Annotated in this window: 21 protein-coding genes and 1 pseudogene; 21 read left to right on the forward strand and 1 reads right to left on the reverse strand. The window is 41.5% G+C overall.

Features of this window, described 5'->3' with window-relative positions:
* Window positions 1-13: 13 nt before the first annotated feature.
* The 16 genes and pseudogenes from JOC74_RS02795 (at window position 14) to JOC74_RS02870 (ending at window position 18,814) form a co-directional block, all read left to right on the forward strand.
* A pseudogene (locus JOC74_RS02795) lies at window positions 14-1,268 on the forward strand (competence/damage-inducible protein A).
* A 186-nt stretch (window positions 1,269-1,454) separates the two neighbouring features.
* Window positions 1,455-2,486 carry a recombinase RecA gene (gene recA / locus JOC74_RS02800; RefSeq protein WP_053602867.1) on the forward strand — a complete coding sequence of 344 codons (1,032 nt, stop codon included), beginning with the start codon at window positions 1,455-1,457 and terminating at the stop codon, window positions 2,484-2,486.
* 363 nt (window positions 2,487-2,849) lie between these two features.
* Entirely contained in the window at window positions 2,850-4,409 is a 1,560-nt protein-coding gene (gene rny / locus JOC74_RS02805; RefSeq protein WP_053602868.1) for a ribonuclease Y, read from the forward strand.
* Between the two features lie 110 nt (window positions 4,410-4,519).
* On the forward strand, window positions 4,520-5,314 hold the full coding sequence (ymdB, locus tag JOC74_RS02810; RefSeq protein ID WP_053602869.1) for a 2',3'-cyclic-nucleotide 2'-phosphodiesterase: 795 nt from the start codon (window positions 4,520-4,522) through the stop codon (window positions 5,312-5,314).
* A gap of 197 nt (window positions 5,315-5,511) precedes the next feature.
* Complete coding sequence (gene spoVS / locus JOC74_RS02815; RefSeq protein ID WP_003154135.1) at window positions 5,512-5,772, forward strand: stage V sporulation protein SpoVS; 261 nt, start codon at window positions 5,512-5,514, stop codon at window positions 5,770-5,772.
* Between the two features lie 154 nt (window positions 5,773-5,926).
* A complete protein-coding gene (gene miaB / locus JOC74_RS02820; protein ID WP_053602870.1) occupies window positions 5,927-7,456 on the forward strand; it encodes a tRNA (N6-isopentenyl adenosine(37)-C2)-methylthiotransferase MiaB in 1,530 nt (509 codons plus the stop codon).
* A gap of 1 nt (window position 7,457) precedes the next feature.
* Entirely contained in the window at window positions 7,458-7,889 is a 432-nt protein-coding gene (gene ricA, locus JOC74_RS02825) for a regulatory iron-sulfur-containing complex subunit RicA (RefSeq protein WP_053602871.1), read from the forward strand.
* 266 nt (window positions 7,890-8,155) lie between these two features.
* Entirely contained in the window at window positions 8,156-8,704 is a 549-nt protein-coding gene (gene cotE, locus JOC74_RS02830) for an outer spore coat protein CotE (RefSeq protein ID WP_053602872.1), read from the forward strand.
* 151 nt (window positions 8,705-8,855) lie between these two features.
* Window positions 8,856-11,432 (forward strand): DNA mismatch repair protein MutS, encoded by a 2,577-nt coding sequence (gene mutS / locus JOC74_RS02835; RefSeq protein WP_053602873.1) that lies wholly within the window; start codon window positions 8,856-8,858, stop codon window positions 11,430-11,432.
* An 18-nt stretch (window positions 11,433-11,450) separates the two neighbouring features.
* A complete protein-coding gene (gene mutL, locus JOC74_RS02840; protein ID WP_053602874.1) occupies window positions 11,451-13,301 on the forward strand; it encodes a DNA mismatch repair endonuclease MutL in 1,851 nt (616 codons plus the stop codon).
* Window positions 13,302-13,696: 395 nt separating this feature from the next.
* Window positions 13,697-15,133 carry an MDR family MFS transporter gene (locus tag JOC74_RS02845; RefSeq protein WP_053602875.1) on the forward strand — a complete coding sequence of 479 codons (1,437 nt, stop codon included), beginning with the start codon at window positions 13,697-13,699 and terminating at the stop codon, window positions 15,131-15,133.
* A 139-nt stretch (window positions 15,134-15,272) separates the two neighbouring features.
* Window positions 15,273-15,659: a GntR family transcriptional regulator gene (locus tag JOC74_RS02850; protein WP_053602876.1), complete on the forward strand. Its 387-nt coding sequence runs from the start codon at window positions 15,273-15,275 to the stop codon at window positions 15,657-15,659.
* The gene (locus JOC74_RS02855; protein ID WP_053602877.1) at window positions 15,656-16,558 is read left to right on the forward strand and encodes an ABC transporter ATP-binding protein; all 903 of its coding nucleotides are present in this window, start codon (window positions 15,656-15,658) and stop codon (window positions 16,556-16,558) included. Before JOC74_RS02850 ends, JOC74_RS02855 begins: the two co-directional genes overlap by 4 nt.
* A complete protein-coding gene (locus JOC74_RS02860; protein ID WP_053602878.1) occupies window positions 16,539-17,285 on the forward strand; it encodes a hypothetical protein in 747 nt (248 codons plus the stop codon). Before JOC74_RS02855 ends, JOC74_RS02860 begins: the two co-directional genes overlap by 20 nt.
* A 95-nt stretch (window positions 17,286-17,380) precedes the next feature.
* Window positions 17,381-17,989, forward strand: coding sequence for a hypothetical protein (locus JOC74_RS02865; protein WP_211086039.1), 609 nt, complete (start codon window positions 17,381-17,383; stop codon window positions 17,987-17,989).
* Between the two features lie 369 nt (window positions 17,990-18,358).
* Window positions 18,359-18,814, forward strand: a complete 456-nt coding sequence (locus JOC74_RS02870) for an OsmC family protein (protein ID WP_053602880.1) — start codon at window positions 18,359-18,361, stop codon at window positions 18,812-18,814.
* A gap of 28 nt (window positions 18,815-18,842) precedes the next feature.
* On the opposite strand, the gene ymaG is transcribed toward JOC74_RS02870, so the two are convergent.
* Complete coding sequence (gene ymaG / locus JOC74_RS02875) at window positions 18,843-19,067, reverse strand: inner spore coat protein YmaG (RefSeq protein WP_053602881.1); 225 nt, start codon at window positions 19,065-19,067, stop codon at window positions 18,843-18,845.
* A 134-nt stretch (window positions 19,068-19,201) separates the two neighbouring features.
* Between ymaG and JOC74_RS02880 the strand changes: the two genes are divergently transcribed.
* From JOC74_RS02880 to JOC74_RS02900, 5 genes are all read left to right on the forward strand, one after another.
* Window positions 19,202-19,600 (forward strand): YmaF family protein, encoded by a 399-nt coding sequence (locus JOC74_RS02880; RefSeq protein ID WP_053602882.1) that lies wholly within the window; start codon window positions 19,202-19,204, stop codon window positions 19,598-19,600.
* 98 nt (window positions 19,601-19,698) lie between these two features.
* A complete protein-coding gene (gene miaA / locus JOC74_RS02885) occupies window positions 19,699-20,640 on the forward strand; it encodes a tRNA (adenosine(37)-N6)-dimethylallyltransferase MiaA (RefSeq protein WP_211086040.1) in 942 nt (313 codons plus the stop codon).
* Between the two features lie 44 nt (window positions 20,641-20,684).
* Entirely contained in the window at window positions 20,685-20,906 is a 222-nt protein-coding gene (gene hfq, locus JOC74_RS02890; RefSeq protein WP_053602884.1) for an RNA chaperone Hfq, read from the forward strand.
* A gap of 534 nt (window positions 20,907-21,440) precedes the next feature.
* Window positions 21,441-22,934, forward strand: coding sequence for a histidine ammonia-lyase (gene hutH / locus JOC74_RS02895; RefSeq protein ID WP_053602885.1), 1,494 nt, complete (start codon window positions 21,441-21,443; stop codon window positions 22,932-22,934).
* A gap of 171 nt (window positions 22,935-23,105) precedes the next feature.
* Window positions 23,106-23,324, forward strand: coding sequence for a hypothetical protein (locus JOC74_RS02900; protein WP_053602886.1), 219 nt, complete (start codon window positions 23,106-23,108; stop codon window positions 23,322-23,324).
* Window positions 23,325-23,514 lie beyond the last annotated feature (190 nt).

Consider the following 23,514-nt stretch of genomic DNA (forward strand, 5'->3'; position numbering starts at 1 on the left):
GGGAGTGGTTGAATTGAAGATTGAAAAGAATGCTGAAATTATCGCTGTCGGCTCGGAACTTTTACTCGGGCAGATTGCGAATACGAATGCCCAGTTTATCAGCAAGCAGCTGGCGGAAATCGGTGTAAACATGTTTTACCATACCGTCGTAGGAGACAATGTATCCCGGCTCAAGCAAGTCATTAAAACGGCCCAAGAGCGCTCCGATTTTCTTATTTTTACCGGGGGGCTGGGACCGACAAAGGATGACCTGACAAAGGAAACAATTGCTGAAATTATCGGCCGCCCGCTGGTGATTAATGATGAAGCTATGGCTTCGATAGAAAGGTATTTTGCCAAAACGAACCGAATGATGTCACCGAACAACCGTAAGCAAGCACTTGTTCTTGAGGGATCTGATGTACTGGTGAATCGATTCGGCATGGCTCCGGGAATGCTTTTAGAAAGCAATGGCTGTTTTTATATGCTTCTTCCCGGACCGCCTAGCGAGATGAAGCCGATGGTAGAGCAGGAAGCTATCCCGCTCTTGCTTGAAAAATTTGGGCACAATGAAAAGATTGTCTCTAAGGTTCTCCGTTTTTTTTGGAATTGGCGAATCTCAGCTTGAAACAGATTTGGAAGATATCATTGATTCTCAAACGAATCCTACGATCGCTCCTCTTGCCGCAGATGGGGAGGTCACTCTCCGTTTGACGGCCAAGCATGCTGATCAGGATGAAACAAAGCGATTGCTTGAAGAAGCAGAAGCAAAAATCATGGATCGTGTAGGCGAGTATTTTTATGGATACGATGATACTTCTCTTGTTGGTGAGCTTGTTAAGGCATGCAGGGAAAAAGGGTTGAGCCTTTCAGCTGCAGAAAGCTTTACCGGGGGGCTTTTTTCTGAAGGAATTACGAATATCAGCGGAGTCTCAAGTTTTTTTAAAGGGAGCGTTGTATGCTATACAAATGAGATGAAGAACTCTGTTGTCGGAGTGTCTGAACAAACACTCAGGCATCACGGGGCTGTAAGTGCAGAATGTGCGAAAGAGCTTGCTGCGGGGATAAAAAGCGTATCCGGGAGCGATATTGGAATCAGCTTTACCGGAGTGGCTGGTCCTGATTCCCAAGAAGGCCATCCGCCAGGCAAGGTTTTTATCGGAATCGCTATTACTGGAAAGCAGGTATTGTCATTTGAGTTTATTTTTGCTGGAACGAGGTCGGGAATTCGAAAAAGGTCTGCCAAATACGGAAGCTACCTGCTTTTAAAGGAACTTGAAAATGAATGAGTAGAGGCTGATTTTAATTTTTGAAGCCTTTTTATTAGGAGAATTACAATTTTTCCTAAAGCCATTTCTCTGTTTTGCAACACTTTTATTCTTAAAAAAATCGAATATGCGTTCGCTTTTTTCTTGGCAAATCCTCGCAAACAAGGTATAGTATATGTAGCGGTAATGATAAAGGAGGAAACAATTATGAGTGATCGTCAGGCAGCCCTTGATATGGCTCTTAAGCAAATAGAAAAGCAATTTGGAAAAGGTTCCATTATGAAGCTCGGTGAACAAACTGAGAGAAAGATTTCAACCGTGCCAAGCGGCTCTCTTACGCTGGACACCGCTCTTGGAGTAGGCGGGTATCCGCGTGGGAGAATCATCGAAGTTTATGGACCTGAAAGCTCAGGTAAAACAACTGTGGCCCTGCATGCCATTGCAGAAGTGCAGCAGCAGGGAGGACAAGCTGCGTTTATTGATGCTGAGCACGCGCTTGATCCTTCTTATGCCCAAAATTTAGGCGTAAATATAGACGATCTGCTTCTTTCCCAGCCGGATACCGGCGAGCAGGCGCTCGAGATAGCGGAAGCGCTCGTTCGAAGCGGTGCTATTGATATCGTCGTCATCGATTCCGTGGCCGCACTCGTGCCGAAAGCTGAGATTGAAGGAGATATGGGCGACTCACATGTCGGTCTGCAGGCGAGACTGATGTCCCAAGCGTTGCGCAAGCTCTCCGGCGCTATTAACAAATCGAAAACAATCGCTGTTTTCATCAACCAGATTCGTGAGAAGGTTGGCGTTATGTTCGGTAACCCGGAAACGACTCCGGGAGGAAGAGCTTTAAAATTTTATTCATCTGTACGCCTTGAAGTGCGCCGTGCCGAGCAGCTGAAGCAAGGCAATGACGTCATGGGTAACAAAACAAAAATTAAAGTTGTAAAGAACAAAGTAGCTCCTCCGTTCCGTACAGCAGAGGTTGATATTATGTACGGTGAAGGTATTTCGAAAGAAGGCGAGATCATTGACCTCGGTACAGAGCTTGATATTGTCCAAAAAAGCGGATCCTGGTACTCATATCAGGAAGAGCGCCTGGGTCAAGGAAGAGAAAACGCCAAGCAATTTTTAAAAGAAAATAAAGACGTTCTTCTGATGATCCAGGAGCAAATCCGCGAGCATTACGGCCTCGATACCGGCGTTGCTCCGAAGGATGAAGAACAAGAAGAACTTGAAATCTAAAGTGAAAAAAGATGCGCTGATGCATCTTTTTTTATGTCTAAAAACTCATGTCAAAGGGAACAACGTATATTAAGTGCATGATTTACCTGTTGTGTTTCCTGATGACCAAACCGGGAAGGAAGAACGAGCAAAAAACGTTACATTCATTTTTGAGTGAAAAGGCTTAGACGGCGGGCTTGACAAGTATTTCACTCAACACTTACAATAAGTGTGTGTCACTTATTTTATTAACATGATTGGTAAAATATTGAAAAATGAAAAGGGCAGTGAATGATTTCATTCGCTCAAGGTGTGACCTGAAATCAGTAATCACCACTTTTATTTTTAGCAAGAAGCAAGTTCATAGCAAGAGGAGGTGAAAGTATGAATTGGCAATTTATTCTCATCTCCATTTTGCTGGGCCTATTCTGTTTAGTTGTTGGCTATTTTGTTCGAAAAACCATTGCCGAAGCGAAAATTGCAGGTGCGCGAACTGCTGCGGAACAAATTGTAGCAGACGCAAAGCGTGATGCAGAAGCTTTGAAAAAAGAAGCGCTCCTCGAGGCAAAAGATGATATACACAAGTTTCGGGTAGATGCTGAGCAAGAAGTTAGAGAAAGAAGGAACGAACTTCTGAAGCAAGAAAACCGATTGCTTCAAAAAGAAGAAAACCTTGACCGAAAGCAAGATGCGTTAGATAAACGCGAAGCGATGTTAGAGAAGAAAGACGATTCTCTAAATGAACGACAACAACATATTGAAGAGATGGAAAGCAAAGTGGATGAGATGATACGCATGCAGCAATTGGAGCTGGAACGTGTCTCTAGTTTAACTCGAGATGAAGCAAAACAAATCATTCTGGATCGGGTTGAAAGCGAGCTTTCCCATGACATCGCAATCATGTCGAAAGAAACTGAAAACCGAGCGAAAGAAGAAGCAGACAAAAAAGCAAAAAGCATACTTTCTTTGGCACTTCAGCGCTGTGCTGCTGATCACGTGGCAGAAACGACGGTTTCAGTTGTTAATCTTCCGAATGACGAGATGAAAGGACGTATTATTGGCCGTGAAGGGCGTAATATCCGTACATTAGAAACATTAACTGGAATTGACCTCATTATTGACGATACTCCAGAAGCTGTCATACTTTCTGGATTTGATCCAATCAGACGTGAAACAGCGAGGATTGCTCTAGATAAGCTAGTACAGGATGGACGAATCCACCCTGCACGAATTGAAGAAATGGTCGAAAAATCCCGGCGTGAAGTCGACGATTATATTCGGGAAATGGGTGAGCAAACCACGTTTGAGGTGGGGGTTCACGGACTTCACCCTGATTTGATTAAAATTCTCGGCCGTTTAAAATTCCGTACAAGCTATGGCCAAAACGTTCTGAAGCACAGCATGGAAGTTGCATTTTTGACAGGTCTTATGGCTGCAGAGCTTGGTGAAGATACCACACTTGCCAAAAGGGCAGGCCTGCTTCACGATATCGGTAAAGCGATTGACCATGAAGTGGAAGGAAGCCATGTGGAAATCGGTGTCGAGCTTGCAAGCAAATATAAAGAGCATCCTGTCGTGATTAACAGTATTGCTTCCCACCACGGCGACCAAGAGCCAACATCAATTATTTCTGTTCTGGTGGCTGCTGCCGATGCTTTATCTGCAGCTCGTCCGGGTGCAAGAAGCGAGACGCTTGAAAACTATATTCGCAGACTGGAGAAGCTGGAAGAAATATCTGAATCCTATGAAGGTGTTGAAAAATCTTTCGCGATCCAAGCTGGCCGGGAAGTAAGAATCATGGTAAAACCTGATTCCATTAATGATTTGGAAGCTCACCGATTAGCGAGAGATATTCGTAAACGAATTGAGGATGAGCTTGATTACCCAGGCCACATAAAAGTGACTGTGATTAGGGAAACAAGAGCTGTGGAATACGCTAAATAAGGTTTCATTCACAAGTAAAGTGGTGCATTATGCATCACTTTACTTTTTTTCCCGAATGAACCTTAAGTATTCCTGATTAAAGGACAAGAAATAGAAAGGGATTAAACGAAATGATTATTTTATTCGTCGGTGACGTCGTAGGATCACCCGGCCGCCAAATGGTTAAGGAATATTTGCCGAAGCTGAAAAAGAAGTATTCGCCGCATTTTACGATAATAAACGGCGAAAATGCAGCTCACGGGAAAGGGATTACAGAAGGCATTTATCGCAGCTTTATCGAAGGCGGAGCCGATGTAATCACAATGGGAAACCATACGTGGAACAAAAAAGAAATCTTTGATTTTATTGATGATGCCAAGCAGCTGATTCGTCCTGCTAACTTTCCAACAGGAAATCCAGGGAAAGGTATCGCCTATGTTAAATCAGCCGGGAAAGAGCTGGCGGTAATAAATCTTCAAGGAAGGACATTTTTGCCTCCGATCGACTGCCCGTTTCAAAAAGCGGATGAGCTCATTGGAGAAGCGAAAAAAAGAACACCTTATATATTTGTCGATTTTCATGCCGAAGCGACGAGTGAAAAGCTTGCGATGGGCTGGTATCTAGATGGACGTGCCCAAGCCGTTGTTGGGACTCATACCCACGTGCAGACCGCGGACAATCGGGTGCTTCCTGAAGGCACTGCTTTTATCACTGATGTCGGCATGACAGGTCCCTACAACGGGATATTAGGAGTGGAACGAGAAACCATAATCAAACGGTTCAAAACAGGTCTGCCCGGACGTTTTGAAGTGGCTGAAGGCCCAACAAGCTTAAGTGCTGTCGTTATTCAAATCAATGATCAGACAAAGAAGGCGGTCAAGATTGAGAGAATTTTAATCAATGACGACCATATGTTTTTTGAGTAAACAAAACGGGTAAATATTATAGAAAAATATTCAAAAAAAAGAAGGAATATTGAACACTGCTAGTGAATATAGTAGCAATGGAAGGTAGCCTGCTATTTTGAAAAGGACTGGGGATGACTTTTTAAAATAGTAATATCTAATAAGGATTGTTCTAATGAACACTCACTCATCCATTGTAAAATTAAGGGGGAGCAGAAATGGAAATATTAAAGGTTTCAGCAAAATCAAGTCCAAATTCAGTTGCCGGAGCACTAGCAGGAGTATTAAGAGAACGGGGAGCAGCAGAAATCCAAGCCATCGGTGCAGGCGCACTTAATCAGGCGGTAAAAGCTGTCGCGATTGCAAGAGGGTTTGTCGCACCAAGCGGCGTGGATCTGATCTGTATCCCAGCGTTTACGGACATTCAAATTGACGGAGAAGAAAGAACTGCGATTAAATTAATTGTAGAGCCGCGCTAACCCTCCAACCTAAAATGTTTTCTTACCAGCCTGCATGCAAATGGTGCAGGTTGTTTTTATGGCCGCAGGAAGGGGACTCATGTATACCAGTTGTTTATAGGGAGAATAACCTTTATACTATGGGTTGGAGCTGCTTTGAAAGGAGAAAGAAACCATGAATGAAAAACAACGTAAAGAAAGCGGACAAGTACATCCTTCGGACAAAAAATCCGAAAAGGATTATAGCAAATACTTTGAAGCTGTCTATGTTCCTCCTTCCTTAAAAGAGGCGAAAAAAAGAGGAAAAGAATCGATACAATATCAAAGTGATTTTAATATATCAGAGAAGTATAAAGGAATGGGAAATGGACGGAAGTTTTACATCCGTACGTATGGCTGCCAAATGAACGAGCATGACACAGAAGTCATGGCCGGAATTTTCACAGCCTTGGGCTATGAGCCGACGGATACAACTGAAGACGCCAATGTCATTCTATTAAATACGTGCGCCATTCGGGAAAATGCCGAAAACAAAGTTTATGGCGAGCTTGGCCACTTAAAAGCTCTAAAAAACAATCGTCCGGATTTAATTCTTGGCGTGTGCGGATGTATGTCCCAGGAAGAGGCGGTCGTCAATCGAATTTTAAAAAAACATCCGTTTGTAGACTTAATTTTCGGTACGCATAATATTCACAGATTGCCAGAGCTTATGTCTGAAGCTTATCTTTCAAAGGAAATGGTCATAGAAGTATGGTCAAAAGAGGGGGATATCATTGAGAATCTTCCGAAAGTAAGACACGGAAAAATCAAAGCCTGGGTAAATATTATGTATGGCTGCGACAAGTTCTGCACGTACTGCATTGTTCCTTATACACGCGGAAAAGAACGAAGCCGCCGTCCTGAAGAAATTATTCAAGAGGTCAGAAGGCTTGCAAGTGAAGGTTATAAAGAAATCACGCTGCTTGGCCAAAATGTCAACGCGTACGGCAAGGATTTTGAGGATATCACTTACGGACTCGGCAATTTAATGGATGAACTTCATAAGATCGACATTCCGAGAATCCGGTTCACTACGAGCCATCCAAGAGACTTTGACGACCGTTTAATCGAAGTTCTGGCAAAAGGCGGAAACCTCCTTGACCATATCCATTTGCCTGTACAATCTGGAAGCTCTGATGTTTTAAAACTGATGGCAAGAAAATATGACCGTAAACGATACATGGAGCTGGTCGGAAAAATTAAAGAAGCCATGCCAAACGCCTCATTGACGACAGATATTATTGTCGGCTTCCCGAACGAAACGGATGAGCAGTTTGAAGAAACCATGTCCCTTTATAAAGAAGTGGAATTCGACAGTGCGTATACCTTCATTTATTCACCACGCGAAGGGACGCCTGCAGCAAAAATGTCCGATAATGTTCCGATGGAAGTTAAGAAAGAACGCCTTCAGCGATTAAATCAGCTGGTCAATGAAATTTCCGCGAAAAAAATGAAGGAATATGAAGGCCAGACTGTCGAAGTATTAGTAGAGGGAGAAAGCAAAAATAACCCGGATATACTTGCCGGCTATACGAAAAAAAATAAACTAGTCAACTTCAAAGCTCCTAAATCAGCCATAGGCAAACTGGTTCAAGTAAAAATCCACCAAGCGAAAACATGGTCGCTAGACGGTGAGATGGTGGGAGAAACGATCGAGGTGAAGTGAATTGACTCTTTATTCGAAAAAGGATATTGTTCAAAAAGCCCGGGATCTTGCCAAAATGATCGCTGAGACAGATGAGGTATCCTTCTTTAAACGTGCTGAATCACAAATTAATGAAAATGCGAAAATATCGCAAATCATTAATCAGATTAAGGCGCTGCAAAAACAAGCCGTGAATTTTAAGCATTATGGGAAATCTGAGGCTTTACAACAGGTGGAAGCAAAAATAGACGCTCTTCAGGAAGAGCTTGATTCTATCCCAATCATTCAAGAATTTAAAGATTCGCAGATGGAAGTAAACGACTTGCTTCAGCTGGTAGCGAATACCATTTCGAACCAAGTGACAAACGATATTATCACCTCAACAGGAGGCGACCTTCTGAAAGGCGAAACCGGCTCAAAAATAAAAAATTCTCAAGAAAGCTGCCCTCTTTAATAGATGTCTTTAGGGCATCTTTTTTTTGCTTCAATAATAGTGAACAGCGGTCCTGCATCTGTTTTTTGCTTTTAGAAAATAAACAAGCCTTTTTAAGCTCGCAAAATTGTCTCTTCCTCTGACTATTTTTATGGAAAGATTGCAGATAACCATGCATACAATGGAACAGAAATGATTTTTATGGGTGAGCGTTTCTTTTGTCACGCACATTAGACGAAAGCCTGGCATAAAAATAATTTGAATGAAGAACGAGGAGGCATGCTTGAATGGCTGAATACAGAGAAATTATCACAAAAGCTATAGTCGCGAAAGGGCGAAAATTTACCCAAAGCACTCATACTGTATCTCCTACACAAAAACCTACCAGCATTCTCGGCGGTTGGATTATCAATCATAAATATGACGCTGAAAAAGTAGGGAAAACAGTTGAAATTGAAGGATTCTATGATATTAACGTATGGTATTCGTATGCTGATAATACGAAGACTGAGGTTGTTACTGAAAGGGTAAAATATGTGGATGTGATTAAGCTCCGCTATCGAGACAAAAACTACCTAGATGACGAACACGAGGTCATGGCAAAGGTTCTTCAACAGCCGAATTGTTTGGAGGTTACCATTTCTCCAAACGGCAATAAAATCGTTGTGCAAGCAGAAAGAGAGTTCTTGTCTGAAGTTGTGGGAGAGACAAAAATCGTTGTAGAATTAGATCCGGAATGGACTGTAGACACTGAAGCAGAGTGGGATGATGATGACTTAGACAGCGAGCTCGAAGACATCAATCCGGAGTTTTTAGCCGGTGATCCTGAGGAATAAAAGGTTACTAGGGGAAATCAGCCCTAGTTTCTTTTTTTGGGGGTATTATAATCGCTTACTTTTAGGCTTACGCAACTGATTGAAGGTTCACTTTATGCTATAATAGGTGTAAAATTTCAAAGGCAGATTGATACATAGAGAGGGAGTTACTATGACAGGCTACACCCCGATGATTCAGCAATATTTAGCGATCAAGGCAGATAACAAAGATGCCTTTTTATTTTTCCGTTTAGGGGATTTTTATGAAATGTTTTTTGATGATGCAATAAAAGCATCCCAAGTATTAGAGATAACTCTGACATCAAGAGATGGAGGGGCAAGTGAGCGCATTCCCATGTGCGGAGTTCCCTACCACTCAGCAGAATCCTATATTGAACAACTTATCCAAAAGGGCTATAAAGTGGCCATTTGTGAACAAACTGAAAACCCAAAGGAAGCAAAAGGGGTGGTCAGAAGAGAAGTAGTTCAAGTCATTACTCCGGGCACATTAATGGACGGAAAAATCATTGAGGAGAATGAGAACAACTTTATCGCTTCCATCTCGAAATGCAAAGAAGGATACGGATTAGCGCTATCTGACTTATCGACTGGAGAAAATCTTGTGGCGGAAGTAAAGAGGCTTGAAGACGTAATTTCTGAAATCTATTCCTTTCGGGCGAAAGAAATCGTCGTCAGCAATGAGATAAATGAACAAGAGCTTAAACATATAAAGGAAAAATTAGAGCTGACCGTTTCCTATCAGGAGGAAATGGAAGAGGTGATTCCAGCCATTGCTAAGCATGTAGAGGATGAGAACCTCTTAAATAGTTTTATGAGACTGTATTCCTATCTTTGCCGTACGCAAAAACGGAACCTGGACCATTTGCAAAAGGTAAACATTTATGAGCTTGAAGAAGCTATGAAAATAGATCTCTATTCAAAAAGAAATCTCGAATTGACAGAAACGATCCGTTCGAAAAGCAAAAAAGGGTCATTGCTGTGGCTTCTAGACGAAACGAAAACAGCAATGGGCGGAAGGCTGTTAAAGCAATGGGTGGAAAGGCCGCTCATCAGAGTTAATCAAATCGAAGAACGCCAGGATATGGTAGAGGCCTTTATCACTCATTTATTCGAAAGAGAGGATTTAAGAGAGCTTTTAAAAGAGGTTTATGATTTGGAGCGTCTTGCTGGAAGAGTCGCTTATGGAAATGCCAATGCACGAGATTTAATTCAGCTGAAGTTTTCCTTGCAAAAGGTTCCTGAGATCAAGCATTTAATTGCCTCGATTGATCACCCGCAGGCCAAGCACAGGGCGGAACAATTGGATATATGTAAGGAGTGCTTTGAGCTTTTGGAGGAATCGCTGAACGAAGATCCGCCGCTTTCGTTAAAGGAAGGAAATCTCATTAAGGATGGTTTTGACAACAAGCTCGATGAATACAGATACGTCAGTAAAAACGGCAAGGATTGGATTGCCCAGTTGGAGCGACAGGAACGGGAGCTGACTGGAATCCGCTCTTTAAAAGTCGGATTTAATCGAGTGTTCGGCTATTACATTGAAGTGACCAAAGCGAATATTTCACTGTTGGAAGAAGGCAGGTACGAGAGGAAACAAACACTTGCAAACGCGGAACGATATATTACTCCGGAGCTGAAGGAAAAAGAGGCGCTGATACTTGAAGCTGAAAGCAATATTTCAGAATTGGAATACGAGTTATTTACCTCAATCAGGGAACAGGTAAAAATCTACATTCCCCGCCTTCAGCATCTGGCAAAGCAAATTAGCGAGCTAGACGCACTTCAATGCTTTGCGACGATAAGTGAAACGCGACGATATACAAAGCCTTCTTTTTCGGAAAATCACGTGCAAATCACTGAAGGGAGGCATCCGGTGGTCGAGAAGGTCATGGACAGCCAGTCATACGTACCGAACGATTGCATGATGGATGCCGAGAGGGAAATCTTATTAATTACAGGGCCCAACATGTCGGGGAAAAGCACGTTTATGCGGCAAATGGCGCTGATTTCGATCCTTGCGCAAATTGGCTGCTTTGTGCCGGCAAAAAAAGCGATTTTGCCTATTTTTGATCAAATTTTCACGAGGATCGGGGCGGCTGATGATTTAATTTCGGGGCAAAGTACGTTTATGGTGGAAATGCTGGAAGCAAAGAATGCGATCGTTAACGCAACGAAAAACAGCTTAATTCTGTTTGATGAAATCGGCCGTGGGACAAGCACCTATGACGGCATGGCACTAGCACAGGCAATCATTGAATATGTCCATGACCATATCGGCGCGAAAACACTCTTTTCCACCCATTATCACGAGCTGACAGTTCTTGAAAACGAGCTTCATCAGCTGAAAAATGTTCACGTAAGAGCAGAGGAGCACGAAGGAAAGGTCGTCTTTTTGCATCAGGTGAAGGAGGGGGCAGCCGATAAAAGCTACGGCATTCACGTGGCCCAGCTGGCTGAACTTCCAGATAATCTCATTCACCGGGCGAATGCCATCCTGGAAAAGCTAGAAAAAAAGGAGCCTGAAAGCCATAGGCCATCCAATCAAAACGAGCAGGTCAATGAAAATGCGCAGCTGTCATTTTTTGGAGAACATGCACCGCAAGAAAAAGTAAATAAAGCATCGGCAAAAGATCAAAAGGTACTTTCACGAATCAAAGAGCTTAACCTTCTTGATATGACGCCGCTGCAAGTGATGAATGAAGTCTATGCCCTTCAGAAAAAGCTTCGTTAAGTAAGGGGTGAACAAAAAATGCAAAAGGTGATTAAGCTTTCTGCTGAGTTATCAAACAAAATTGCGGCTGGAGAAGTCGTTGAACGGCCGGCATCGGTCGTTAAGGAGCTGGTGGAAAACTCAATTGATGCAAATAGCACCGTCATTGAGGTAGATATTGAAGAAGCGGGATTATCCTCCATTCAAGTGAGAGATAATGGCGAGGGGATGTCGGAAATAGATGCCAAGACCGCATTTTCCAGACACGCAACCAGCAAAATCAAAGACGAAAATGATTTGTTCCGAGTGAGAACGTTAGGTTTTCGCGGAGAGGCGCTTCCCAGCATCGCCTCCGTTTCCCATTTGGAGCTAGTGACAAGCACGGGCCAAGAGGCAGGCTCGCATTTAACTTTTCAAGGCGGAAAGCTGATAGCTGAAGGCAAGGCTTCTGGAAGGCAGGGGTCGGAAATTACGGTCACACAGCTTTTCTTTAACACGCCGGCACGGCTTAAATATATGAAGACCATTCATACGGAGCTAGGAAACATTACTGACCTGTTGAATCGGCTGGCACTTGCCCATCCGGACGTATCATTCCGCTTGCGGCATAACGGCAAAGAAATACTGAAAACGAGCGGAAATGGCGACGTCAGGCATGTTCTTGCGTCAATTTACGGTACGGCGATTGCCAAAAAGATGATTCCTATTCACGTTCAATCCCTTGATTTTAATGTAAAAGGCTATCTTTCGCTTCCCGAAGTGACCAGGGCTTCAAGAAGCTATATATCTACCGTCATCAACGGCCGGTATATTCGCAATTTCTCGCTTTCAAAAGCAATCGAAGAGGGATACCACACGCTTTTGCCGATCGGGCGGCATCCGATTGTGTATTTAGAAATTACAATGGATCCGATACTAGTTGATGTCAACGTGCATCCTTCAAAGCTGGAAGTCCGAATCAGTAAAGAATCGGAATTGCATACATTGATTTCAGATGGAGTGAAGAACCAATTCCAAAGAAAGCAGCTGATTCCTAGTGTGGCTCCGCCAAAACGGACTTCAGCTGCAGGAAAAAATGAGCAGCAAACTTTGTCTCTGGACTCACAATCTGAAAAGCTTATGGAACGAAAGGTTGAAAAACCTCCTGTTTATGAGTCTCATTTTAAAACAGAAGACCTGATTACAGAGAGTAGAGATGAAGAATCCAGCTACCAGGAATCCGTTCATGAGGAAGCGCAGGAAGAGGAGATGCCTTCAACCTCGATCGAGCAGGAAGAAGAACCCATCGAAAAAGTGATTCCTGAAGAAAGAGTACCCGTGATGTATCCAATCGGACAAATGCACGGAACGTATATTCTAGCGCAAAACGAAAATGGCTTGTATATTATTGACCAGCATGCTGCCCAAGAGCGGATAAAGTATGAATACTTTCGTGAAAAAGTAGGGCAGGTCGAGCACGAGCTCCAGGAATTGCTCGTGCCGCTTACTCTTCACTATTCAAGTCATGAAGCTGTCATTATTGATGAATATAAGCATGAGCTTGAACGGGTTGGCGTCTTCTTGGAATCGTTCGGATCTAACAGCTACATCGTTCGCTCACATCCATCATGGTTTCCAAATGGCGAGGAAAGCATGATCATCGAAGACATCATCCAGCAAGTATTGGAGGAGAAAAAAGCCGATATCAAAAAGCTGAGAGAAGAAGCCGCCATCATGATGAGCTGTAAGGGCTCCATCAAAGCGAATCACTATTTAAAGCAGGAGGACATGAAGGCCCTTTTGGACGAGCTTCGAACAACGTCCGAACCATTTACGTGCCCGCATGGACGGCCTATCATTATCCACTTTACTTCTTATGAGATGGAAAAGATGTTTAAGCGTGTAATGTAAAAAAACCGGTGTTCCATAATAAATGGAATGCCGGCTTTTTAGCGTAGAAGGAATACTTGAATGTCTTAATCAAAAATCTTGACATCCATAATTTTTTTCAATTAGAATAAAGTGAAAAAAGTACATGTTTTATTGAAAATCTGTGCTTTTATGGATATTTCAAAGCATAAAACGTCCTTAGAGTTTGTGCTTTTTCCTATTCAGAAAACAAAAAATATGATTCTATTTCTGAAATAGGATTGTTGAAGCACATGGAAGCTTGTCTGCTTTATTAAGTATGTGTTGATCATGACCCCTTATTGAAGAAAATAGATAGGGGGTTTTTGTCTTTTAGTTAGAAACGAAGGCATGAAATAATCGATTGATTTTTATGATAAAATTGTTGGAGGAACTGTATGGAACAAAAGATTAATTCAAGAGCGATTCTTATTACATTTATGATTGGCGCATTTTTTGCAATATTAAATGAAACCTTGCTGAATATTGCATTAACTGAGCTCATGGCAGTATTTAATATCGATGCGCCTACTGTTCAATGGCTGGCAACTGGATTTATGCTCGTTATGGGAGTTTTAATGCCGATCTCTGCAATATTAATTCAATGGTTTACTACGAGGCAAATGTTTATCGGAGTTATGACAGTTTTTTTGATTGGGACAGTTATTGCTGCTTGTGCTGTCAATTTTCCGATGTTGTTAACTGGGCGGATGATTCAAGCAGTTGGTACCGGATTGTTAATACCGATTATTATGAATGCTTTGCTTTTACTTTATCGCCCTGAAGTTCGCGGGAAAATCATGGGAACATTTGGGTTAGTTATTATGTTTGCTCCGGCGATCGGCCCGACCCTGTCCGGTGTGATCGTTGACTTATTAGGCTGGCGCTGGTTATTTATCACCGTCATTCCTTTTGCTGTATTCTCCATCTTATTTGCCATGAAATATTTGAAAAACGTTGGAGAGGTTACTCGCCCTAGTGTAGATGTTTTATCGATTATTTTATCTTCCATCGGGATTGGGGGAATCATCTACGGATTCAGCAGCGTTGGAGAGGATCCGGAAGGTTTTCGATCACTAACGATCATTTCAGTTCTGTTAGTCAGCTTCATCAGTTTATTGCTTTTCGTCATACGGCAATTGAAGTTAGATGAGCCATTATTAGATGTCCGGGTATTTAAATATAAAAACTATTCAAAAGGTATTGCTCTTTTTATCATCGTCATCATGGCAATGTTTGCATCTGAAATTGTGATGCCGATGTATCTGCAGGGGCCGCTCGGATATTCTGCTAAGCTCGCAGGTCTTGTGCTGCTGCCGGGAGCGTTATTAAACGGCTTAATGTCACCATTAATGGGTACTTTATTCGATAAATATGGACCAAGGAAGCTAATGATACCTGGTTCTATTGTTTTGGTCGGGGTCATGCTGTTTTTTAGCAACATTAATCCTTCGATCCAGGTTTGGTCGTTTATCATTGCATACATCTTATTAATGCTGTCGATTTCAGCGATGATGATGCCTGCCCAAACGAATGCATTAAATGAATTACCTAAGAAATTATATCCGCATGGGACGGCAATTGCGAATACATTACAACCCGTCGCAGGTGCACTTGGTGTTTCGATCTTTGTAAGCATTATGACCCAGAGCAGAAAAAGTTTCTTAGAAGGTCAATCAGCTCCGGTAAGCGAGCAGATTCAAAATGAAGCGATGACACAAGGGGTGCACCATGCTTATTGGTTTGCATTAGCCTTATGTGTGACAGCTTTAATCATTTCACTATTTGTTAAAAAGGCGTTTGCACCAGATTATGATCAAGAGAGTGAAAACTAAAATCAGCAATTCAACAAAGAGTGTCTCTTTTATATGAGACGCTCTTTTTTTGTTTGCGTAAAACTGATTGCTTCAACTCTATATTTATTATATACTACATTACAACACTAATGCACTATGCCAGGGAGGGGGACTGACTTTGATCCCTAATACAGATGATACAAAACCAATTTATATTCAAATTTCTGAATGGCTTGAAACAGAAATATTGAACGGCAATTTTTCCAGTGATCAAAAGGTTTATTCCCAGTACCAGCTGGCAGAGATGTTTACAATAAATCCGGCGACTGCAGCAAAAGGACTAAATATACTGGCTGATGAAAATATTTTATACAAGAAGAGAGGGCTCGGTATGTTTGTAACGGCTGATGCAAAGAAATTGATTGTGACGAAACGAAAAGAGCAGCATTTGAAGCGGCTTGTGTGGGAAGTCGTGTTGGAAGCCCGCAGATTGCAGGTATGTGAAGATGAACTGCTGCAAATGATTCAAAAAGCAAGAGCAGAAAGTGAGGAGGATGGAAAATGAATGTTGTTGAATGTACACAACTATCAAAATCCTACGGCAATAAAAAAGCCTTGAATAACATATCGTTTCACATTCGTGAGAATTCGATAACTGGCTTGATCGGGCGAAATGGCGCTGGAAAAACAACTCTTTTGAAGCTTTTAGCAGGGTTGTCAAGAGAGACGTCCGGAGAGGTGAAAGTTTTTTCAGAACGACCATTTAATAATTTGAAAGTTTCGATGAATACGATATTTGTAGATGAGGATATCAATCTGCCCGATTCGTTAAATCTTACGGAAATATTAGAAGAAATGAAGAGATTTTATCCAAACTGGGACATGGATCTGGCGAATCGGCTATTTTCCTATTTTTCTTTTCATCCTATGCAAAAATATGACAGTCTTTCAAAAGGAATGAGAAGCACGTACAACATGATAATCGGGCTATCAGCACGCTGTGCATTGACGATATTTGATGAACCCACAACGGGAATGGACTCTGCTGCTCGGAAGGATTTCTACAAGGCGCTGCTTAAGGATTATCTTGATCATCCCCGAACGATTATTATTTCGAACCACCATCTGCATGAAATGGAGGCTGTTCTTGAGGATATCCTGCTGATCAAAAACGGCAGAAACTATTTACATATGCCCGTGGCTGAGTTAAAGGAATTGGCGATCGGAATCAAAGGAAAGGAAGAAACCATTAATAGATGGACGGTAAATAGTGAAATATTTTATCGGAAAAGAATAGGAACGAATAGTGAATATCTCGCTGTTAAAAATGAATGGTCAGAGGCAGAATTGCAGCGAGCCAAAATAGAGGGACTCGACTTTACAGCTGTCGATCTAGCTGATCTTTGCGAATACTTGACAGATGAAGCAAAAGGGGGAATTGATGATGTCTTTAGCAAACGCTAGATTAGCAGAAGTGGTAAAAAAGCAATACTTATATAAGTTGAAATCCTATTCAAATGTTTTTAGCTCGCTTGTTATGGTTCAGATGATTGCAATCCTCATGTCATTTGGATCTACCTCGTCATCTGGAAGCAGCACTAGTACGATTGATTTAACGGTGAATAAATACTCATCAGATGTAATCATTGCGTTTACGCTGCTTTGGGGATTTATCAGCGCAATCATCATTACAACAAAAGCGTATAGATACGATGATTTTACGTTTGTCAGCAACCGGATCAGCAGCCACTTATCGAATATTTTATTTTTGCTGACAGCAAGCATTATCGGAGGGGCATGCGGGATTCTTTCAGGTTTTTTGCAAAAGGTTCTGATGTATTTTTTTGATTATTCGATTATTAGAGAATATAGTCATCTGGCATCTCCTTCAGAATTGCTTCTTGGCATAATAATGACAACACTGTATGTGTTTTTCTTTTCTGCGTTCGGCTACGTGATTGGTTATCTTGTTCAAATTCACAAGCTTTTTATTGCAACTGTGCCTGTATTTTTACTAGGTTCAATGTTTATCAGCGCAGAGCAAGGTAATGAAGGATGGATAGTCCGCTTTTTTGAATATTACTTTCTTGAACCTTCAGTTTTCATATTTTTTCTGAAAATCATCGGAACGGTAGCTATTCTCTATACGATAACGATTCTTATGTCAGATAAATTGGATGTGAGAACTTAATGTTAGCACTAATACAAATCATTCCTTTTCTCATTATTTTGTTAATTTTGTTACTTATCTTTCGGCGAAAAAAAGCAATCACCAGAGGAAAATATGTGAGCCTGAAAAGAACGTATTGGATTTTTGCAAGCTATGTTGCCGCCTTGCTCGTATCCGTTCTTTTGTTTTATATGCTGCCTGAAAAAAGCCCAGCAGTTGGAGGGAAAGTTCAACCCGAAACAGCTAACAAAGAGTTAAGAGAATTTGACAATTTAGTACATGACGGCAGGCTTGGAGATATTGATCCCCGATATAAAAAGAAGCAGTGGAAGTTTCAGTATCAATTGAAGCAGCTCAACATTGAAGGGTATATAGATCCGTCAATAGTGATCGAAAGAAAACAAGGCACAGATGGAACGATAGAAGCGATATATTTTGCAACAGATACAATCTTGGAAGGTTTTAAAATAAGCAAACTCCCTTCAGTCAACGTTCGTTTAAACGAAGAAAGCTTGATAATTGACAGCCCTGAGCCAATACAAATTGAACTTGGCCTATACAGCAAAGAATTTCCAATCAGGCAGTTTACAGACGAGCAATTCATGGGAGAGAGCAAGGAAGATGGGTCGACCTTCACCCCTATGGAAGTTATCTATTTGCGTGTCCCTAAAGATCTAGAAATAACTGGAGCTTCTGACATGGATATCACCTATATAAACAAGTAGATTTACAGCCCTTTGTTCTATGAACAGAGGGTTTTCTTTCGTTTGTGAAACCTTTGCTATGTCCATCTTCGTCTCATAGATACTTAAAACGATTGTCATTTATACTTTTTCATGTTTCTTTTCATCGTGTATTAACATCTTTAGTTAGACAGCCGATAGCATTCATATAGGAGTGAAGCTGCAAATGGAAAGCAAAAATTTATTTTTCAAAGGTCTTATTATTGGTGTTCTAGTGACTACACCAATTTGGATTGTGGGAATCATTATCTACAACCTCATATTTTAATGGATTCATTTCAATTTCTTTGTTTTTTTACTCGCGGGCTCTATAATGGGCTTTGTAAGGAATCACAGGAGGAGTTGAGGTAGATGGCTGAACATCACTTTCATTTACAAGCGCACTGGACTGGCGGCAGAAACAGTGTTGGGGAGATTTCGTGCGGCGGTCTGCAAACGAATATATCGATTCCGCCTGAAATGGACGGCCCGGGAGTGGGGACAAACCCGGATGAAATGCTACTTGGAGCAGCCTCAACGTGCTATATTATTACCCTTGCCGCGATGATGGAACGGAGCGGACTTGAAAAAAACACATTATCAATGACCTCCGAGGGAATTGTTGACGTGACCAATGGAATTTTCACGTATAAAAAGATCATTCACCGTCCCAAGATCGAGCTTAAAGCTGATGCCGAAAAAAAGGATGTGTCATTAGCATACAAGCTTGCAGAAAAGGCAGAGAATGCATGTATGATCTCCCGAGCGATAAAGGGAAATGTTCAAATTGAGCTGGAAGCGGAAGTTCTCCCAAAAATTCTTATGTAATCTGGCCCGCTTTTTGGGCCAGTGCATATTAATAATAATATGGATACGGCGGATAAGGGTAAGGGTACGGATACGGCGGGTAGTAAAAGGGACTGATGAGAGCGCTTCCGACTAATCCTCCGACGAGACCGCCGACAAATGGTCCTGCACCCCAAAAGCCAAAAGGCCTGCCAAATCCATACCATGGACGGCCGAAACCAAATGGCCGGATTCTTTCGTCTGTTTCACCAACAAACGGCGGGAATTGTGTCATGTTTTATTTTCCTCCATTCAATATTTTTCATCTATATAAAATTAATGTATTCAGCCTAGTTTTATTTGCTTGGGTATTAGACCACCCGGTTGTATCATCATCTAAAATCACTAATCTAGTTGGGAGTGGATCAATTGCCGCTTTATCAATCAGATTGGGAAAGAAAGCCTTCCCATGTCCATGCATACCGGATAATAACCTCAAAAGAGATTGGGCATTATCACTTGATTGAAGGATTTTCTCAGCCGTCAAACGGTAGCAATTACGACAAGCACACTCACTTTTTTGCGGGAGTAGTTTCCTTTGAAAACGGGCATTATCACAGGTATTATGGGATTTCGGGTCCTGCGATTCCAAGTGTTGACGGGACGCATTATCATTTACTTAGCGGCTCCACATATCTTGCATACAATGAACCTGTTGATATTCCCCATGGGGGAGTCGTTTACCAAGAAGGTGAAAAAGAACGTCACAGGCATTCGTACCGTGGCAAAACGTTTGAAATTGTCGGAAATGAACCATTAAACTGGTAAGCGGTTTAAACTTTCTGTGAATGGGTATCCTCTGTATAGATATTTGTTGATGGATAATGTTATAATGATAGACAGCTTCAATAAAGAGAGTGATTGATTTGGCAGGAAAAGAAAAGGTCGCTGTATTGATCGGACCAACAGCTGTAGGTAAAACAAATCTCAGCGTTCAACTGGCAGATATGCTGGATGCTGAAATTATCAGCGGCGACTCCATGCAGGTTTATAAACAAATGAATATTGGCACTGCTAAAATCACAGCAGAAGAAATGCAAGGAATTTCCCATCATTTAATTGATATAAAAGAACCTTGCGAATCTTTCTCTGCTGCTGAATTTCAAGAACTGGCCAGAAAAAAAATCAGCGAAATATCCTCGCGGGGAAAATTACCGATGATTGTAGGCGGTACTGGCCTTTATATTGAAGCGGTATTGTCAGATTATTCCTTTACGGTAGAATCAGGTGATCCTCTATTTCGAAAAAATCTTGAAAAAACCGCCCAAGAAAAAGGAAATATGTATCTCTATCATTTGCTTGCAGAGCGAGATCCTGAATCGGCAAAAAACATTCACCCGAATAATGTACGAAGAGTGGTTCGGGCATTGGAGGTTCTTCATACTACAGGGAGGACCAAAACGGACCAAACAGCAAACCAAAAAAGCGGGTACCTATATGATACGGCTCTAGTCGGTTTGACGATGGAAAGAGAACAGCTGTATGATCGGATCAATCGAAGGGTCGACCAAATGATGGTAGATGGTCTTCTTGAAGAGGTAAGAGGTTTTTATCAGGATGGATTGACCAATTGCCAATCCATACAAGCAATTGGCTATAAGGAGTTTTATACATATTTGGATGGAGACATTAGTATTGAAGAAGCAGTTGCTGCCTTAAAACAAAACAGCAGAAGATATGCAAAAAGGCAATTGACATGGTTTCGAAATAAAATGGAAGTTCAATGGTTTGATATGTCAGATCCTCTAGACTTTGAGAAGAAAAAACACGAAATTTTTTCGTATATAGCAGGAAAGCTCAAATTTTAATCGAAACATTAACAAATAGTGATACATACCAAGGAGGACAAAACATGAAACAGATAAATATTCAGGACCAGGTCTTAAATCAAATCCGCAAAGATAATGTTTATGTTACTGTGTTCTTGTTAAACGGCTTTCAGTTGCGCGGACAGGTGAAAGGCTTTGATAATTTTACCGTGTTGCTTGAAACAGAAGGAAAGCAGCAGCTTATTTATAAGCATGCTATTTCTACTTTCTCTCCGCAAAAAAACGTTAATCTTGAGCTTGAATAGCACACGGAGAACTAATCCTAAACAAAGGATTGGTTCTTTTTTTGTTTTAATTTCGTTATTTTAAAATAATATATTATTTTGAGCTCTTTGTGTTAAATGTTGGAATCATCGCTTTATTCCACTGATAAATTAATCATCTATCGTAATAAAGGAATGGGGATTTATTATAAAAAATTATTTGGAAGTAACAATTGCTGCTTTTATGTGGTAAGATATAGTTGTAAATTCGAAATTCTGTTAATGGCAAAATTGCAATTATCAGGCTTTTTACTTTCCCTACTGATCCACAGAGTATGGCTCGGTTAAGAGCACGACATCTTTACTGAATTGATGTGTTTAGCGTTTCGGTAGCTCTCCTAAATTACCCTTGTATGACTCTTTTACATTCGACTATTTTTAAATCCATTCACATAAAATGTAATTCAACGCACAAACCTAACAAATTTTAGATTCTAGGGAGTTATGTCCAGGAGTTGTATATGTCCTTGATGTAGCGCTCTTTTTTATAGGCAAAAAAGAAAAGGAGCTTGCCCGATGGAAATTCAATTAAACGGAAATGACCTTGGCTTTCACGAAATTCGATCGATCTTGAATGGAGAAGCTTCTGTTCGGATCAAGGATGAAGCTTGGACTAAAATTGATGGAAGCAGAGCCGTTATTGACAGTCACTTAAAGATGGGTAAGGTTATGTATGGAGTGAATACCGGATTTGGAAAACTAAGCGATACAGTTATTTCTGCCAGTGACACAGAAGAGCTGCAGCTGAACCTCATCAGAAGCCACGCATGCGGAATAGGAGAGCCTTTTTCTAAAAATGTCAGCAGAGCGATGCTTTTATTGCGGGCGAATGCGCTGGCGAAAGGGTATTCCGGTGTACGGCGAGAAACGATTCAGCTGCTTGTCGATTGCATTAATGCGGGCCTATATCCGATTATCCCAAGCCAAGGATCACTGGGCGCGAGCGGAGACCTTGCCCCATTATCACATCTGGCATTGGTTCTTGTCGGCGAAGGAGAAGCGATATACAAAGGACATAAAATGAATGGCAGAGCGGCGCTTAAGAAGGCCGGACTTCAGCCGATCCGTTTAAAAGCGAAAGAAGGCCTTGCTCTTATAAACGGAACGCAAGCAATGACTGCACTTGGCACGATTTCCTATCTCGAAGCGAATGATCTCGCGCATTTTGCCGATGCAGTAGCTTCTTTAACTTTTGAAAGCTTGCGCGGGATTGTAGATGCTCTTTTCCCGGAAACGCATGCTGTGAGACCTCATATTGAGCAGGCCGAAGTAGCCGCTTCGATCTTATCCTACTTGAAAGGCAGCCTTCTTACGACAAAGCAAGGCGAGCTTAGGGTGCAGGATGCATATTCTCTCCGCTGCATCCCTCAGGTTCATGGAGCTATACGTCAAGTGTTAAAGTATGCCGAGGAAAAACTGTTGATTGAAATCAACTCGGCAACAGACAATCCTCTCGTATTTACAGACAGCGGACAGATAATTTCAGGCGGTAATTTCCATGGTCAGCCGATTGCCTTTGCTATGGATTTTTTAGGAATAGGAATGGCTGAATTGGGAAGTATGTCAGAAAGAAGGGTGGAGCGTCTCGTAAACCCGCAGCTCAATGACCTGCCTGCATTCTTGAGCCCAAGACCCGGCCTTGAATCCGGGTTAATGATTATCCAATACACAGCAGCCTCTCTCGTTTCCGAAAATAAGACACTTGCCCATCCCGCAAGCGTTGACAGTATCCCTTCCTCAGCAAATCAGGAGGATCATGTGAGCATGGGGACGACGGCAGCAAGGCATGCCTATCAAATCATAGAGAATAGCAGACGGATTTTGGCAATCGAAGCGATTTGCGCTGCTCAAGCGGCTTCTATTCGGGGACCGGAAAAACTGGCACCTAAAACTAAAAAGCTATACGAAAACATAAGATCCATTGTGCCGGAGATTACAAGTGACCGCAGCCTTTCGCCTGACATTGAAGCCATGTCCTTGGCAATAAAAAATAGAAATATTAAGGTATAGAAAAGGAAAGCTAGAAAAAAATAAAACGCCCCTGGAACTCGTCCATATATTTCCCCGAGATGTTGATTCAAATATTGTGTATGCAGGTCTTCTTGTTTTACAGCCAGGGACAAAATCAGCTACACTAGAATAGATTCGCTTAAAAACTAAAATACGAAAGTATGGTATAAAATGAAACAAAAAATTACGATTTCACATTGGGAAGAAACATGTGAAGATGACTCCTGTTTTGAATACGGCACGAGCATCTCTTTAAACGGTAAGGAACTGATTCGCGAAGCTTCGATTAAGACCGCAATTGAAACGTTAGTTAAAGAATTGGGGATAGAGGCTGAAATTGAAGAAATTTGTGAAGAATTAAAATGCATTACTTACAAAAAAAATAAATAAAAGTCTAGTCTACATCATAATTTTTTTTCATGTTATGATAAACATCGACTTTTCATTATGCCGAGTAGGATGCGGAAGAAAGCTGCATTCTGCTCTTCTTCTTTTTAAAAACGTACGAATGAATCGAGATCAATATGTTGTGTTTTTGGACAAGTTATTATACTATATATTGTGTTAGATAGATTACTTG

The sequence above is a fragment of the Bacillus capparidis genome (assembly GCF_017832095.1).
Classification (GTDB): domain Bacteria; phylum Bacillota; class Bacilli; order Bacillales; family Bacillaceae; genus Bacillus; species Bacillus gobiensis.